14 protein-coding genes are annotated in these 15,065 nt (G+C 62.7%); 5 read left to right on the top strand and 9 right to left on the bottom strand.

Annotated elements, in window-relative coordinates:
• Positions 1-71: 71 nt before the first annotated feature.
• On the bottom strand, positions 72-2,543 hold the full coding sequence (locus FHG66_RS06410; RefSeq protein WP_139075917.1) for a penicillin acylase family protein: 2,472 nt from the start codon (positions 2,541-2,543) through the stop codon (positions 72-74).
• 80 nt (positions 2,544-2,623) lie between these two features.
• Here FHG66_RS06410 and FHG66_RS06405 point away from each other — a divergent pair, with 80 nt between their 5' ends.
• Positions 2,624-3,514 (top strand): NAD(P)-dependent oxidoreductase, encoded by an 891-nt coding sequence (locus tag FHG66_RS06405; RefSeq protein WP_139075916.1) that lies wholly within the window; start codon positions 2,624-2,626, stop codon positions 3,512-3,514.
• Between the two features lie 15 nt (positions 3,515-3,529).
• On the opposite strand, the gene FHG66_RS06400 is transcribed toward FHG66_RS06405, so the two are convergent.
• The 6 genes from FHG66_RS06400 to FHG66_RS06375 form a co-directional block, all read right to left on the bottom strand.
• Entirely contained in the window at positions 3,530-4,795 is a 1,266-nt protein-coding gene (locus FHG66_RS06400; protein ID WP_139076000.1) for a branched-chain amino acid ABC transporter permease, read from the bottom strand.
• A 77-nt stretch (positions 4,796-4,872) separates the two neighbouring features.
• Positions 4,873-5,883, bottom strand: a complete 1,011-nt coding sequence (locus FHG66_RS06395) for a branched-chain amino acid ABC transporter permease (RefSeq protein ID WP_139075915.1) — start codon at positions 5,881-5,883, stop codon at positions 4,873-4,875.
• Between the two features lie 112 nt (positions 5,884-5,995).
• Positions 5,996-6,679, bottom strand: coding sequence for an ABC transporter ATP-binding protein (locus FHG66_RS06390; RefSeq protein WP_425471712.1), 684 nt, complete (start codon positions 6,677-6,679; stop codon positions 5,996-5,998).
• Positions 6,680-6,822: 143 nt separating this feature from the next.
• Entirely contained in the window at positions 6,823-7,599 is a 777-nt protein-coding gene (locus tag FHG66_RS06385; protein WP_139075913.1) for an ABC transporter ATP-binding protein, read from the bottom strand.
• Positions 7,600-7,696: 97 nt separating this feature from the next.
• A complete protein-coding gene (locus tag FHG66_RS06380) occupies positions 7,697-8,902 on the bottom strand; it encodes an ABC transporter substrate-binding protein (RefSeq protein WP_139075912.1) in 1,206 nt (401 codons plus the stop codon).
• Between the two features lie 92 nt (positions 8,903-8,994).
• Positions 8,995-10,002 (bottom strand): GlxA family transcriptional regulator, encoded by a 1,008-nt coding sequence (locus FHG66_RS06375; protein ID WP_139075911.1) that lies wholly within the window; start codon positions 10,000-10,002, stop codon positions 8,995-8,997.
• A 250-nt stretch (positions 10,003-10,252) separates the two neighbouring features.
• Between FHG66_RS06375 and FHG66_RS06370 the strand changes: the two genes are divergently transcribed.
• Positions 10,253-11,623: a class II 3-deoxy-7-phosphoheptulonate synthase gene (locus FHG66_RS06370; RefSeq protein WP_139075910.1), complete on the top strand. Its 1,371-nt coding sequence runs from the start codon at positions 10,253-10,255 to the stop codon at positions 11,621-11,623.
• Positions 11,624-11,668: 45 nt separating this feature from the next.
• Here the strand turns inward: FHG66_RS06370 and FHG66_RS06365 are convergent, their stop codons facing one another.
• The gene (locus FHG66_RS06365) at positions 11,669-12,361 is read right to left on the bottom strand and encodes a PAS domain-containing protein (RefSeq protein ID WP_139075909.1); all 693 of its coding nucleotides are present in this window, start codon (positions 12,359-12,361) and stop codon (positions 11,669-11,671) included.
• A gap of 162 nt (positions 12,362-12,523) precedes the next feature.
• Between FHG66_RS06365 and FHG66_RS06360 the strand changes: the two genes are divergently transcribed.
• Genes FHG66_RS06360 through FHG66_RS06350 form a run of 3 tightly spaced genes read left to right on the top strand, consistent with a single transcriptional unit; the run spans position 12,524 to position 14,595 of the window.
• On the top strand, positions 12,524-13,402 hold the full coding sequence (locus FHG66_RS06360) for a YicC/YloC family endoribonuclease (RefSeq protein WP_246082486.1): 879 nt from the start codon (positions 12,524-12,526) through the stop codon (positions 13,400-13,402).
• A gap of 3 nt (positions 13,403-13,405) precedes the next feature.
• The gene (gene gmk, locus FHG66_RS06355; RefSeq protein ID WP_139075907.1) at positions 13,406-14,062 is read left to right on the top strand and encodes a guanylate kinase; all 657 of its coding nucleotides are present in this window, start codon (positions 13,406-13,408) and stop codon (positions 14,060-14,062) included.
• The gene (locus FHG66_RS06350) at positions 14,059-14,595 is read left to right on the top strand and encodes a gamma carbonic anhydrase family protein (protein ID WP_139075906.1); all 537 of its coding nucleotides are present in this window, start codon (positions 14,059-14,061) and stop codon (positions 14,593-14,595) included. The genes gmk and FHG66_RS06350 overlap by 4 nt, the downstream gene beginning before the upstream one ends.
• Here FHG66_RS06350 and FHG66_RS06345 read toward each other — a convergent pair.
• Entirely contained in the window at positions 14,564-14,899 is a 336-nt protein-coding gene (locus FHG66_RS06345) for a hypothetical protein (RefSeq protein ID WP_139075905.1), read from the bottom strand. The two genes, FHG66_RS06350 and FHG66_RS06345, sit on opposite strands and share 32 nt — an antisense overlap.
• Between the last annotated feature and the right edge of the window lie 166 nt (positions 14,900-15,065).

The following is a 15,065-nucleotide window of genomic DNA, read 5'->3' as shown; positions in this document are numbered from 1 at the left end:
CATACGCAAGTAAGACCAGGGTCTGAAGCTCACGCTTGCCACTCACGTTCGTCTTGATCGTCTACGACTTGTTAGCGGCCAGCGGGCTGCTCCGGCACCAACTGGGTTACTCCGACAGCGTTTCCGCGCGCCAGTGTGGGATCCAGCGACATGGGGACGTACTCGCCCCTCCGCCATAATTCGCCAAGGTCGTCGTAGTGATGCGATAGCGGATGGCCGGACTGCCCCGTCGAGATGATGAAGACCGAAGAATCAGGATCCGCGAAGTCGTAAACACCGCGATAGGCGGCAGCATGGACGTTGAGATAAGGCTCGGGCCCGGTGCCCAGCACTCTACCACGCATGAGGGTGTCATCGTCCCCACTCGTGGACTGTCTGATGTTGACGAACCATGACAGGAACGGGATCGAGCCTAACACAGGATGCTCGTGGACGGCCTCATGAGCATCGCCCCAGCGAAGCGATTCGAGAGCCGTGCCGTAACGCTCACCGATGGTGAGAAGGGCGTCGTCAAGAGCCTCCCTCGCCATGTCGTCGCAAGTTTCCACAGCTTCGGACTGCCGTACGTCGCACCAGATCGATGCGCCATCGATGTCCTTGAACACCCTCTCGATGAACAAGGGTTCGACATGGCTGAACTCGTTTGCAAGCGGACCGATCTCGTCCCGGATGAGCCGTTCTTGCAAGGCACGCATCCATGCTGCGTAGATCAGAGGTTCCGGGAGGTGCTCGTTCATCTGGCCGTTCCATTCGGCCAAAAGCTCTAGCGCTCGTTGACGTTGGCTGTCCGGCGTCCCGGTCGGCGCTGCATCGGCCGTAAACCATAGATCGCGCCCGACCAGCGGGAGGAGTGTGCGCGCAGCCTGGGACACGGTATCGAGCTGGGTCTCTATGAAGCTGTCGCGTGTGTGGATCTCGCGCGACTGCATGAGGAACTGCCAACGCTGCACCCGCTGGCTATCGCCCCAAAGAAACGACAGATGGTCTGGAAACGGAGCCTCGAGGATCTTGTTGTTGGTGTTCCCTAGGATACCTCCGGGCGGCTCGGTAAAGATCGGATTTGCCGACGGAGCCTTGACGCCGCGCCACCGGTTCTCTGGCCGGTAACCCAAGGTCGGCATGCGGCCCTGGCTTTGATGCCTGGCATCGCGGTCGGGGATCGACCCGAGAACGGTCATTGCGACAGAGCTTCGGTCGGCAAGAACGAGGTTCTGTGATGGCGCCATGAAGAGCGGAGCGACGGCCAGCCCTTGCTCAACGCTCTTCGCGCGCATGAGGCCCATCGCAGCGGTCAGCGTCGTGTCACGCCCCGACAGCGCGGTCCAGGCGACCGACATGACATGACCAGATGGTTGGACAAGGCCCAGACCGAAGTCCTCCGGAGCCAGAACTGGGCCGTTGTCTGTCCATTGCAGCTTGAGCGTAACCGACGCAGCGCCCTTGACCTCGATGATGCTATCCCGGGTCCGGAAGGGTTGCCAGCCGTCGGGGGTCCGGTACTCGCCCACGTTCTCCGGGTTCACCTCTTCGGCGTAAACATCCAGATCGTCGAGGTAGCTGGACGTGATCCCCCATCCGAGCTCTGCGGACCGGCCGGCCAGGATCATCGGTAAGCCGGGAATGGTCGCCCCGATCACGCCGCCGTCCTCAAGTTCGAGCCGGGCCAAGTAGAAGGCCGAAGGAGCCGAAAGAGGCAGGTGCGGATCATTGGCCAAGAGCGTAGACCCCGCTGTCGATCGCGCGATTCCAGCGGCCCAGGCGTTGGACGCCCCGGCGAACGGGAGACCTGGGTTCGGAAACAGCCAGTTGGGCGAAGAAGCGTCGGCATAGGTGGGTTGGACCCCTGGGATGATCGAAGCATAGCCGGGCAGGGCGGCCACGCCTTGGCCCGGCATCTCGGGGAGCACGTCAGCCACCCGCTCCGACTCGAGCAGCAGGGAGACCCGGGCGCGCAGAACCTCGGCATCGAGTTGTGGATTGAGTTGCAGCGCGAGGAGCTTGAGGATCGCAATTGAGTCGGCCGGTTGCCAAGGTGCGATGGCCTGCGGGAAAAGCCACATCTCGGGTGCGCCACGCCCCAATGCCCCTTCGTTCACAGTCTCGAGCCAAGCATTCACGCCGGCGCTGTAGGCGTCCAAGGCGTCTCGCGTCGATTGATCCTGCGCGTCCACGGACTCCCGAGCCAGCGTGTACAGGTCCAGACGACGGATCAGGGAGTCCGTCCCGAGCGTCCGCTCACCGAAAACCTCGGAGAGGCGCCCCTGAACGGTTCGCCGCAGCATCGTCATCTGCCAGAGCCGATCCTGAGCGTGGGCGTAACCCAAGGCGAAGAAGACATCCCTGTCAGTCGCCCCGAAAATGTGAGGCACATCGGAATGGTCCCGGACAATCTCCACCGGTCCCGAGATTCCCGCTACTTCGTACGTGCCATTGTAATCGGGGAGGGAGCGGGACGCGAACCACCAGATCAGCGAGAGCCCCGCGACGCCAAGGACAACCAGTGCCACGGTGATCCGGAACAGCCATCGAAAGAGAGTGACCAAGACCGGCCTCCGGAGACCTGGTTGACGAAGATGGGGGGCGCGGCCATCGTTTGGCAGGCTTTCACAGGCGGGGCAAGCGGATGACGGACACAGCGGCGGAAGCAGGCAACAGCGGGCTGGCTTTCCTGGGGCTTGGGGTCATGGGAGGTCCCATGGCCGGTCATCTTGCGGCCCGTGAAGCCGTCACGGTCTTCAATCGGACCTCGTCCAAGGCAGAAGCTTGGGTGGCTCGTCACGGTCACCGGTCGGCCCCAAGTCCCCGCGAGGCAGCTACTGGGGCACGTGCCGTACTCGCCTGCGTGGGCAATGACGATGACCTGAGAAGTGTCTGTGTGGGGCCCGATGGCGCATTTGCAGGAATGGCTCCGGGGTCGTTGTTCATCGACCATACGACTGTCAGCGCCCATGTGACGCGCCAGCTTGCGGCGGAAGCCGCTCAGAGGGGCATCGGCTACGTGGACGCGCCGGTGTCTGGCGGACAGGCAGGAGCCGAGAAGGGGCAGCTGTCCATCATGTGCGGTGGGACGGAGGCAGATTACAACCTGGTCGCGCCGATCGTCGCAGCCTATGCCCGCGCCTGTCGGCGGTTGGGCGAGGTTGGTTCCGGCCAGCTCGCCAAGATGGCGAACCAGATCGCCATCGCGGGCCTTGTCCAAGCGCTGTCCGAGGCGCTGGCCTTTGCCGAAAAGGCTGGACTGGATGGGAGAGCCCTGGTCGAGGTTATCTCTCAAGGCGCCGCCGGGTCTTGGCAGATGGTGAACCGCCATGGGACCATGCTCGAGGACCAGTTCGACCATGGCTTCGCCGTGGACTGGATGCGCAAGGACCTCGGGATCTGCTTGGATGCGGCACGGGAGCTACGGGCTTCCCTGCCTGTTACGGCCTTGGTTGACCAGTTCTATGGAGACGTTCAGGCCAAGGGCGGGGGACGGTGGGACACCTCGAGCCTCATCAAGCGGCTGAGATCCTGAAGGCCCACCCGGTCGTCAGCGTTCCGGCAGAAGTCCTTTGGGCGAGAACCTCAGGACCAAGAGTAGCACAACGCCCATCGTCAGGAGCCGCATGTGAGCGCTGGCATCTTGCAGGTGGGCCGTCACTGGCGATCCGTCGGGCAGCACTGCACTGATCGCGCCAAACAGGGACTGGCCAACAGGCTCCACTATGACCCAGAGCCACCAGATCAGGAATCCGCCAAGCACGGCGCCCCAGTTGTTGCCCGATCCACCCACGATCACCATGACCCAGATCAGGAAGGTGTAACGGAGCGGCTGATAGGAGCCAGGCGTCAACTGGCCGTCAAGCGTAACCATCATGGCGCCGGCGATTCCACAAACCGCCGAGCCAAGGACAAAGATCTGGAGATGACGGCTCGTCACGTTCTTGCCCATCGCAGCCGCCGCAACTTCGTTGTCCCGGATGGCACGCATCATCCGGCCCCACGGCGAGTGGAGCGCCCGCTGCGCTAGCCCCAACAGCACCAGCAGCACGGCCGCGAAAAGGCCCATGTAGAGCAGCTTGACCCAAAGAGTGGAGGCGATGACCGGGTCCAACCCGATCGACGCAGCCCGGGCCGTGAAGTCGGGGTCCTGCTGCAGTACGATCTCCTGAGGTACGGGCGAAGGGATGCCGACGACGTTCTTGACGCCGCGGGCCAGCCAGTCCTCGTTCTTGAGCACCGCCAGAATGATCTCGGCAATGCCCAGCGTCGCGATCGCAAGGTAGTCCGATCGCAGACCCAGCGCTGTCTTTCCCACGACCCAAGCAGCACCAGCCGCCAGAAGACCACCAGCGGGCCAAGCCAGAAGGATCGGCAGCCCGAGCCCTCCGAGATAGCCCGACACCGAGGGATTCACGGCTTCGACCGCCAAAGTGCCACTGCCGAGGACGGCACGTGCAGCAAGGAAACCCGCAACTGCCACCAAAACGAGAGCTAGGGTCTTCGAGCGGCCCGCAGCCATGCGATGTCGCACGACGATCAATGCTAGCACAGTCAGGGCTCCGAGCGCGAGCCCGGCGAGTATGCGTGCGCCGCCGGCGGCCCAAGCATCCGTAACGGGCGGGGATGCCACCAGAACGGCAGCGAGGCCACCCAGGGCGACGAACCCCATGACGCCGACATTGAAAAGCCCGGCAAAGCCCCACTGAAGGTTCACGCCCAGTGCCATGATCGCTGAAATCAGCCCCATGTTCACGATGGTCAGGGCATAGTTCCAGCCCATCATGAACCCAGTCACAAGGATCAGCATCAGCATTGCAAGATACAGGACAACGGGACGTAGATTGCTGGCCGGAGCCGCCGTGTTCGTCAGCGTCGCCCGAGGAAGAGTGGTCATACGGATTGACCTTTGAAGAGGCCCGTGGGCTTGAAAAGGAGCACAAGGATGAGAATCGCGAAGGATACGGCGAACTTATATTCCGTGCTCATCAACTGAAGCAGGCTCGCAGGAACCCACTCACCAGGCAGGGCATAGGCTACGACCTGTTTCCATGCGTAGGTGACGACCACTTCCGAAAAAGCGATCACGAAGCCGCCGGCTATGGCGCCCAGAGGATTGCCCAGCCCCCCCACGACGGCCGCGGCAAAGATGGGCAGCAATAGCTGGAAATAGGTGAAAGCCTTGAAGCTCTTGTCCAAGCCATAAAGCACGCCTGCCGTGGTGGCCAGGGCCGCAACGATGATCCAGGTCACAGCCACGACCCGGTTCGGATTGATCCCCGATAGCAGCGCAAGATCCTCGTTGTCGGAAAAGGCCCGCATCGACTTGCCGGTCCGGGTCCGGTTGAGGAACCAGAACAGGGCTGCCACCGCCAGCCCGGCCACCACAAGGGTGATAAGTTGGGTCGTGCGCAGGGCCAACCCTTCCTCCAGACCGGACCACTCCCGGAAGTCACGGGCGTTGATCACGAAGCGTGCGCCGTCAGTGAACTGGATGTCCTCGACGCCAACCAGAAACCGGGTGAGCGCGCTCATGATGAACATGACGCCCATGGATACGACCACCAGGATGACCGGAGCGGCCCTTGCCTCCCGATAGAAGCGGTAGACCACGCGGTCGGTCCCGAGCACCAGAAGTGACGTAAGGGCGATGCCCATCGGCAGAGCCAGCAGCGCGGTCGGCAGGGGGCCGAAGGTCAGTCCCATCGCTTGCAGACCGAAGGTGAGCAGGATCGTCACCGCCGTTCCGAACGCCATGGTCTCACCATGTGCGAAGTTGGAGAACCTCAGGATGCCGTAGATCAGGGTGGCTCCGAGTGCACCCAGGGCGAGTTGTGCCCCATAGGCCGCAGCCGGGATGAAGACGAAGTTCAGAAACGCCACAAGAGCATTGAGGAGGTCCATCAGCAAATCCTGCGAATATGGAACGGAGCGGGATCGCACCACCCAAGGCATGTTGGTCCAACCAGGCCCGCCAAATACCCCGGTACCATTCGGACGCCGATCGGTCCCACCTTCATCCCCCCAGGAAGCTTTTTCGCACCTGCGGGTCGGCCAAAAGCTCCCGCCCGGTGCCGGTGAAGGCATTGGCCCCCTGCACGAGAACATAGCCCCGGTCCGCTATCTCCAGCGCTTGACGGGCGTTCTGCTCCACCATCAGGATGGTGATGCCTGCCCTGGCGATCTCGAGGATGCGGTCGAAGAGCTCGTCCATGACGATCGGGCTCACGCCAGCGGTGGGTTCATCCAGCATGAGCACGGAAGGACGGGTCATCAGCGCCCGGCCGACCGCAACTTGCTGACGCTGGCCGCCTGAAAGCTCTCCGGCCGGCTGGCGCCGTTTATCCCTGAGGATCGGAAACAGGCCGTAAACCTGCTCAATGGTCTGCGTGATGTCGTCCCGGCGTAGGAATGCGCCCATTTCGAGGTTTTCCTCGACACTCATCGATGGGAAGATGTTCCTGACCTGCGGAACGAAAGCCATCCCCTTGGCGACGCGCGCCTGCGGAGAAAGACCGGTGATCTCCTCCCCGTTCAGACGGACGCTGCCCGTCCGCAGGTCGAGCATGCCGAAGATCGCTTTCATGGCCGTCGACTTGCCCGCCCCGTTAGGGCCGACGATGACGGCGATCTCACCTTTCTCAGCGGAGATGGTGCAACCGTTCAGGATGCTCGGGCCCTTGCCATAGCCGCCGACCATGCCTTCGCCAACCAGGAAGGCTCGGGCGACGACCGAGGCGGGACGACTGCCGTCGTTGTTTGCAATCTGCACGCCAATAGGCACGGGACTGGCCACGGAGCGGTCCTTGTTTCCACGATCCTCGCGAAGGGCGTCCAGATCGCTCATGCCGGAACCTTGTTCTTGAGGCCGGTGCCTAGATACGCCTCGATCACAGCTTCGTTCGACATGATCTCACTGGCGGAACCCTCGGCCAGCACCTTGCCTTGGGCCATGACGATCACCGGATCGCAAAGCCTCCCGATGAAGTCCATGTCATGCTCGATGACGCAGAACGTATAGCCCCGCTCACGGTTGAGCCGCACTATGGCGTCCGCGATGGTGTTCAGCAACGTTCGGTTCACGCCTGCGCCCACCTCATCGAGGAACACGATCCGCGCGTCGACCATCATGGTGCGGCCAAGCTCGAGCAGTTTCTTCTGCCCACCGGAAAGATTACCTGCACGCTCATCGGCGACATGGGTCAGTGTCAGGAACTCGAGCACCTCGTCGGCTTTGCGCGCAAGAGCGCGCTCCTCCGCTAGGATGCGGCCGCGCGCAAACCAGGCGCTCCAGATGCTTTCGCCTGCCTGATTAGGCGGAACCATCATCAGGTTCTCGCGTACTGTCATTGAGGAGAATTCATGCGCGATCTGAAACGTGCGCAGCAACCCCTTGTGGAACAAGGCATGTGGGGGCAGGCCGGTGATATCCTCACCCGCCATGGTCACCCGACCCGACGTCGGGGGCAGCCGTCCCGCTATGACGTTGAACAGGGTTGTCTTGCCTGCCCCGTTCGGCCCGATAAGTCCGGTGATGGATCCAGTCCGAATGATCAGGTTAGCGCCGTCAACGGCGTGGAAGCCGCCGAAGTGCTTATGTAGGTCATGGACCTCGATCATGCGGAGCTGCTCCCTGTAGCGCGACCGGTGGTCCGGATGGGCGACGGCCCGGGGCTCTATCCCGGGCCGTGGCATACCGTCAACGCGATTCCGCGTCTCAGCGGTAACGGATGGTTTCGATCTGGCCGTCCTTGAACTCCAGTTCCCGGAAGTTGCCGGCGGACTCACCTTCGCCGATCAGTTCCACGGCGGTCGCGCCGACGTAGTCGATGTCGGTGCCGGCCGCGATCATGTCGAGCGCCTTGCCGAGTTCGCCAGGAAGAATCTGCTCACCCGGAGCGTTGGCCAGATCCATGACCTTGGCAGCCCAGTCGGCGCCGTTGGTAGATCCTGCGGCCTGCATGGCCAGCATGACAAGGGCAGCCGCATCATAGGACTCGGGCGCGTAGACCGAGGTACCGTCAAGGTTCTGCGCGGCCGCCAGTTCCTGGAACGCAGTGGTGCCGGGGCTGTCGGTGCCGGGCATGGTGCCGAACGATGTAGCCAGGCCTTCGCCCAGATTGTCCACAATGTCCTGGCCGACCATCCCATCCGGAAGCACGAAGGTTTCGAACGCACCCGTGTCCAGCGCGTTCTGGATGATTCCACGTCCGCCCTGATCGGTGTACCCCGCGACCAGAAGCACGTCCGAACCGGACGCGGCCAGCGACGCGACCTCGGCCGAATAATCGGCCTTGCCATCTTCATGGGGGACGGTGATCGACACGGTGCCGCCAACGGCCGCGAATGCTGTCTGGAACGCGTCCGCCAGACCCTTGCCATAATCGTTGTTCGTATACGTCACGGCTACATCGGTCACGCCGCGCTCTTGCAGAACGTTGGCAAGGATCTCGCCCTGGCGCGCATCCGAGGGCGATGTACGAAAGAAGAGATCGTTGTCCTCGGTCGTCGAAAGCCCGGGCGAGGTGGCCGAGGGCGAGATCATCCCGATGCCGTTGGGGACCGCGACATTGGTGAGGATTGCACCGGTCACGCCCGAGCAGTCCGCACCGACGATCGCGGCGATGCCCTGTCCCACAAGACCTTCGGCCGCAGCCGTCGCAGCCGCTGAGTCCACGCAGGTGGAGTCGGCACGGAGCGGCGTCACAGTCTGCCCGCCGCCCAGCAGCGTTCCAGCGGCGTTGACTTCGGCGATGGCCATCTCGGCACCGGCCGCCATGTTGGGGGTGATCGACTCCAGCGGGCCGGTGAAGCCCAGAATGATGCCGATCTTGACCTCGCCTGCGGCGTCGGTCGTTTCCTGCGCGATGGCGCCCCCGGCAAGAAGGGCGGACGCCGAAGCGGCCAGGAGAAGCTTGCTCATAGATGGTCTCCCTGAGGGATTCTGATACTGCCCGGCACGCTAGTCGGCGTGTCAAGAAAAAGGAAGAAGCCTTTGGGATAGGAGGATTGCTGTCAGATCGACAGCCGTGCGCCGCTTTGCGTTCCGCGCTCCCGATAGGGCGTGCTGCCGTAGTGCGCCCGGTAGCACTTGGAAAAGTGCGATGGCGAAGCGAATCCGCAAGCCAAGGCCACGTTTATGACGCTCATGTCCGTCTGCATGAGCAGGTTGCGGGCCTTCTGAAGACGCAATTCCATGTAGTAACGCTTGGGACTTCGATCGAGGTAACGACGGAACAAACGCTCGAGCTGCCGGGTGCTTAGCCCCACATCCTTCGCCAGAATCGCAGGAGAGATCGGATCCTCGATCGCCTGTTCCATGATCTGGACGACGCGCGACAGCTTGGGGTGGCGGACGCCGATCCGTGTCGGGATGGAGAGGCGTTGGGTGTCCTGGTCGGTCCGGATCGACGAATAGATGAGCTGGTCGGCGACCGCGTTCGCGAGTTCTTCCCCGTGATCGTCCGCGATGAGCTTGAGCATGAGGTCGATCGAGGCGGTGCCCCCCGCCGTTGTCATCCGGTTGCCATCGATCACGAAGACGGACTTGGTCAGGATCACATTCTCGAACTCCTCGGCGAACGAATCCTGGTTCTCCCAGTGGATCGTCGCGCGTCGTCCATCGAGCAGCCCAGCCTTGGCCAAGGTGTGAGCGGCTGTACAAAGCCCGCCGAGGGTGACGCCGCGCCGTGCCTCGCGCCGAAGCCAGTTCAGAATGGTCCGGGTCGTGGCTGCATGAACGTCGATTCCCCCACACACCATGACAGTGTCGTCGCGCGAAAGATCCCCGAACTCCATGTCCAACTTGAACACGGTCCCGTTCGAGCAGGCGACGCTCTGCCCACCTTCGCCGGCGAGGGTCCAGGTATAGAGTTCGCGCCCAGCCATGCGGTTCGCTATGCGCAGCGACTCCACGGCGCAGGCAAAGCAAAGCATCGTGAAATCCTTTAGAAGGACAAAGACGAAACGGCGAGCGCGACTGTCGACCTGCTCGAGTTCAATTACCTGAGGATGAATGTTCATCAGACTGGCCCTGGGAACGACCACATGTCGTCCGCATGCGACAGTCTCAGGTTCCTCATGTCGCTACAAGATCTCCTGTTTGCGGCATCCGATGTCGCGAGCTTCGTACAAAGCCGCTGTCTGCCTATCCGCCTGCGGGGCTTCCACGGGCGGCGCAAACCGGGGTTTTGCCTTGGACATGCGCGAGGCGGTCGCTATAAGCGCGCCCATTCGACGGGGACGGCCCCATCGACCGACGAGGAGAGCGACCATGGGGGAATGGCAGAAGACCGACTGGCGCAGGAAGTCGCGCGTACAGATGCCGGACTATCCCGATCAGGATCGCCTCGCCTTCGTCGTATCACGCCTGGCCTCGTACCCGCCGCTCGTGTTCGCTGGAGAGGCACGCAAGCTCAAGGCGCATCTGGCGAAGGTGTCAAAAGGGGAGGCCTTCCTCCTCCAGGGCGGCGATTGCGCCGAAAGCTTCGCTGAGTTCTCGGCCGACAGCATCCGGGACACCTTCAAGGTGATCCTGCAGATGGCCATGGTTCTGACCTATGGGGCCAAGGTGCCTGTGGTAAAGGTGGGCCGCGTCGCGGGTCAGTTCGCAAAGCCACGGTCAGCCCCGAGCGAGGTGATCAACGGGATCGAGTTGCCGTCCTACAAGGGCGACATCATCAACGGTTTCGACTTCACCTCCGAGGCGCGCGTTCCCGATCCCGAGCGCATGCTTCAGGCCTACCTGCAGTCGGCGGCCTCGCTCAATCTGCTTCGCGCCTTTTCCACAGGCGGCTATGCGGACGTTCACAAGGTCCATGCCTGGACGCTTGGGTTCACTTCCAGCCCCGAAGCCGAGAAGTATCGCGAGATGGCGAACCGCATCTCTGACACGCTGGACTTCATGCGGGCGGCGGGGATCAGCGACGAGGCGGCGCACACCTTGCAGACTGTGGAGTTCTTCACCTCCCATGAAGCGCTTCTGCTTGATTACGAGGAGCCGCTGACACGCGTGGACTCGACCACCGGCCAGTGGCTCGCCGGATCGGGCCACATGATCTGGATCGGCGACCGCACACGGCAACCCGACGGGGCGCATGTGGAGTATTGCCGCGGCGTGCAGAATCCCATCGGACTCAAGTGCGGGCCGTCGATGACGGCCGGCGACCTGAAATCCTTGATGGCCAAGCTGAATCCAAAGAACGAGGCGGGGCGACTGACACTGATCGCACGGTTCGGAGCGGGGACCGTGGCCGAGCATCTGCCTCGGCTTGTCCGCGCGGTGCAGGAGGAGGGCGCTCAGGTCGTCTGGTCCTGCGACCCCATGCACGGAAACACGATCAAGTCGTCGTCCGGCTACAAGACGCGGCCGTTCGACTCGGTGCTGCGGGAGGTGCGGGAGTTCTTCGCGATCCACAATTCCGAAGCGACGATCCCGGGCGGTGTGCACTTTGAGATGACGGGCAAGGACGTGACCGAGTGCACGGGTGGTGTAAGGGCGGTTACCGACGAAGACCTGTCTGACCGGTATCACACGGCCTGCGACCCGCGCCTCAACGCCAGCCAAGCCTTGGAACTCGCGTTCCTGGTGTCGGAAGAGCTGTCCGCGCGTCGCACGAGCCTTGCCAGGGCCGAAGCGGTCTAACTAGCGACCGGGCGGTTCACGCCCGGTCCGTCCCAGTTGCTGGGATCAGGGATTCGATACGACGAGCCGAAGCTGGGCCCGTCGGTGAGTGGAGGGCGCCGATCCAACCCGGTCGCCCGCCACCGCATGGAGCACTGGCTGGCTGGGCTGGACGAGGCGTTGGCAGCGCAGTGTCGGATCTTCTCGGATGTCGAACTTAACCTTGGCAAGCCGTGCCGGTTGGTCCAGGAACAAGCCGCCCACCGCCCGAGTGACGCGATCGTCTTGATCGAGAAGGGGTAGCAGAAGCAGCCGCCCCGTAATTGGCGCCTGTAGAATCCCACGGCGAGCGGTGACGGGGAGGTCGACCAGCGCCGGGTCCTCGAAGCACCGTTCCAGCCAACGGCGGAGCCCATTGCGGCTGTCGGGAGCAAAGAGAACCGACAAGGGCATCCCCCGAGCCTCAAAGCCCATGTGACTGCAGACGACCTGCCCACCTGTCCTGATCCGCGCGATTCCGGGTGCGATCCGCTCAAGAATGAACGCGTGGGGCAGGGCCTCTTCGATCTGGGTCGCGTCGAGGTCACGGCGGTGGGGCAGGTGGTCGGTGCCCTTTATGTCCCGCCAATATGCTTCCAGAACCTGCATGGCGCGCTGTCCGGCTGGAACATCGCGGAAGGTCAGCCCTCGACCGTCCTGTCGGTCGGCCACATATCCAGCAAGCGCATCGGTCTGATCGCCAGAATCATCACGGGGCATGGGTCTCTCCGGAGTCGTGCCGTTTGGTTACATATTTATTAATGTACATCGTGGCGCGGTAATGTCCGTTACTTAAGTGTAAACCGGTTAATGCCCTGTTCAGCTAAGCGGCACATCGCTGGGTTGCAGCTTCTCTCCAGAGGTGGACGCATGATCCGTTCTATGACCGCTTTCGCCAGTCGACGGGGCCGACACGGCGATATTGACTGGGATTGGGACCTGCGCAGCGTCAATGGGCGGGGGCTTGAGTTGCGCCTGCGCCTGCCGGAGGGCATCGCGGGGCTGGAGCAGGCGGTGCGCAACGCGCTTTCGGCAAGGCTCGCTCGGGGCAACGTCTCGCTCACGCTGCGCCAGACGAGGGCCGCCGCAGAGGGGGCGCTTGCCTTGGACGACGATCAGCTCGACCGTGTTCTCCACGCTCTGGAGCATGTGCAACAAAGGGCTTTCACCTTGGGCGTGACGCTGGCGCAGCCAACGGCCGCAGATGTGCTGTCCCAGAAGGGCGTGGTCGTCGCTGCGCCTTCTGTCGTGTCTGAAGAAGGTCTCGTGGAGTGGCTTCTAACCGACCTAGGTGTTCTCCTGGATGAGTTCATCAATGCCCGCGAAGCCGAGGGATCAGCCCTCGCGGCAGTCATCCAGGGACAACTCTCGCAGATAGAGTCCTTGGTCGAGGAAGCGACCGGTGCTGCGGACCTACGTCGCGACGAGGCACGACTGGCGATGGCCGCCGCTTTCCGCCGTGTCTCGGACGAGGTGTCGGAAATCGACGAAACCCGTCTCACCCAGGAATTAGCTTTGCTAGCGCTCAAGTCCGACGTGACCGAGGAGTTGGACCGATTGCGCGCCCATGTCGCTGCAGCGCGCGAACTGATCGGGGACCCGCAGCCGGCTGGCCGGCGCCTCGATTTCCTGGCGCAGGAATTCAACAGGGAAGCCAACACCCTGATGTCGAAATCCGGGTCGATGCGGCTTGGCCGAGTCGGACTTGACCTCAAGGCCGCCATCGACCAGATGCGCGAACAGGTTCAGAACGTGGAGTAAGGGATGGCTGCCCAGGAAGGTTCGACTCGGCGCGGCTTGCTCATCATCCTGTCTTCGCCTTCCGGCGCCGGGAAGACCACCTTGGCCCGGCGGCTTCTGTCTGCCGACCCTCAGATCGGCTTTTCGGTGTCTGCGACGACCCGTCCTCCGCGCCCGGGCGAGGTGAATGGGCGGGAGTATCACTTCGTCACCCGCCCCGAGTTCGAAGACATGGTGAGGCGGGGTGAACTCCTTGAACACGCCGAGGTGTTCGGGAACCTGTACGGCTCGCCGCGGACGCCGGTCGAAACAGCGATGTCGGGTGGGCGAGACACGCTGTTCGACATCGACTGGCAGGGCGGGCAGCAGATCCGGAACTCCCCGCTGGGACGTGAGGTGGTCTCGATCTTCATTCTGCCCCCCTCCATGCAGGAACTGGAACGCCGCCTACGTTCGCGTGGCCAGGACAGTTCCAACGTCATTGCCGGGCGCATGGCACGCTCCATGGCAGAGGTCAGCCACTGGGCGGAGTATGATTACGTCCTCGTCAATCGCGACCTGGACGAGATCGACGCGAAGGTCCGCAGCATCGTCGCCGTCGAGCGTCTCCGGCGCGATAGGCAGCCTTGGCTTACCGATTTCGTGCGTGGCCTGGCCCACGAGTTTCAGGACGCCCGATGATCTGGAAGTTCGATGGGCAGGAGCCGGAAATCCATCCCTCAGCCTGGATTGCGCCGGATGCACAGGTGATGGGTCGCGTTCGCATCGGTCCGCGTGCTTCGGTGTGGTTCGGGGCGGTGCTTCGCGGGGACAACGAGTGGATCGAGATCGGTGAAGAGACCAATGTTCAGGAGCATTCGGTCCTTCATACGGACTGGGGTTATCCCCTGACCGTCGGGGCAGGTTGCACGATCGGTCACAAGGCCATGCTGCACGGCTGCACCATCGAGAGCGGAAGTCTGATCGGCATGGCAGCCACGGTGCTGAACGGGGCCGTCATCGGATCGCAATGCCTAGTTGGGGCAGGGGCCCTGGTGACAGAAGGCAAGCGCATCGGCCCGCGCAGTCTTCTGATGGGGGCACCCGCAAAGGTCGTGCGAAATCTGGACGACGAGGCCGTGGAGCGTCTCCGCCTATCCGCACGGAACTATGCCGAGAATGCGGTCCGGTTTGCGACAGGCCTCAGGCCGGCGGGTCCAACGTTGAACCTATGACATAGAAGTTGAAGTCGAGGCTTGGTGCGATAGCCTGGACTTCGTTGCGCACAGCCTCGGCGTTGGGAAGGGCAGTCGTGAGCGCCCGGTATCGGCCTGCAAACCCCAGTTCGACAAGCCGGCAAGCCAGGTCTATGACGTCGAAACTTTCCCCCATCAAAGCGGAGAGCACGACGTCGGGCTTGACGTCAGACAGCAGACGAGCGTCGATTTCAGAGAAACTGGCGAAATAGAAACCTTCCAGCTTAGGCACTGGGCGGCCTTCACGTTCCCAAGTCATAAGGTTGCCGATCACCAGGATCATAGAGCTTTCGAGATACCTGCCTTTTTGCCTGACCGTCACACGGATGAAACATGAACCTTATCCAGATCCGGGCTGAGCCCACGGGTCTGAGAAGCCAATGAACGCGCCGCGCTTACGTTGTGATCATAAGTCAGGATACAACGCCAGCAAGAAGCTGCGTTCGACT

The organism is Rubellimicrobium rubrum (genome assembly GCF_006152115.1).
GTDB lineage: Bacteria > Pseudomonadota > Alphaproteobacteria > Rhodobacterales > Rhodobacteraceae > Rubellimicrobium > Rubellimicrobium rubrum.
Note: the sequence above shows the minus strand (reverse complement) of the source record. Positions and strands in the feature narration are given on the sequence as shown.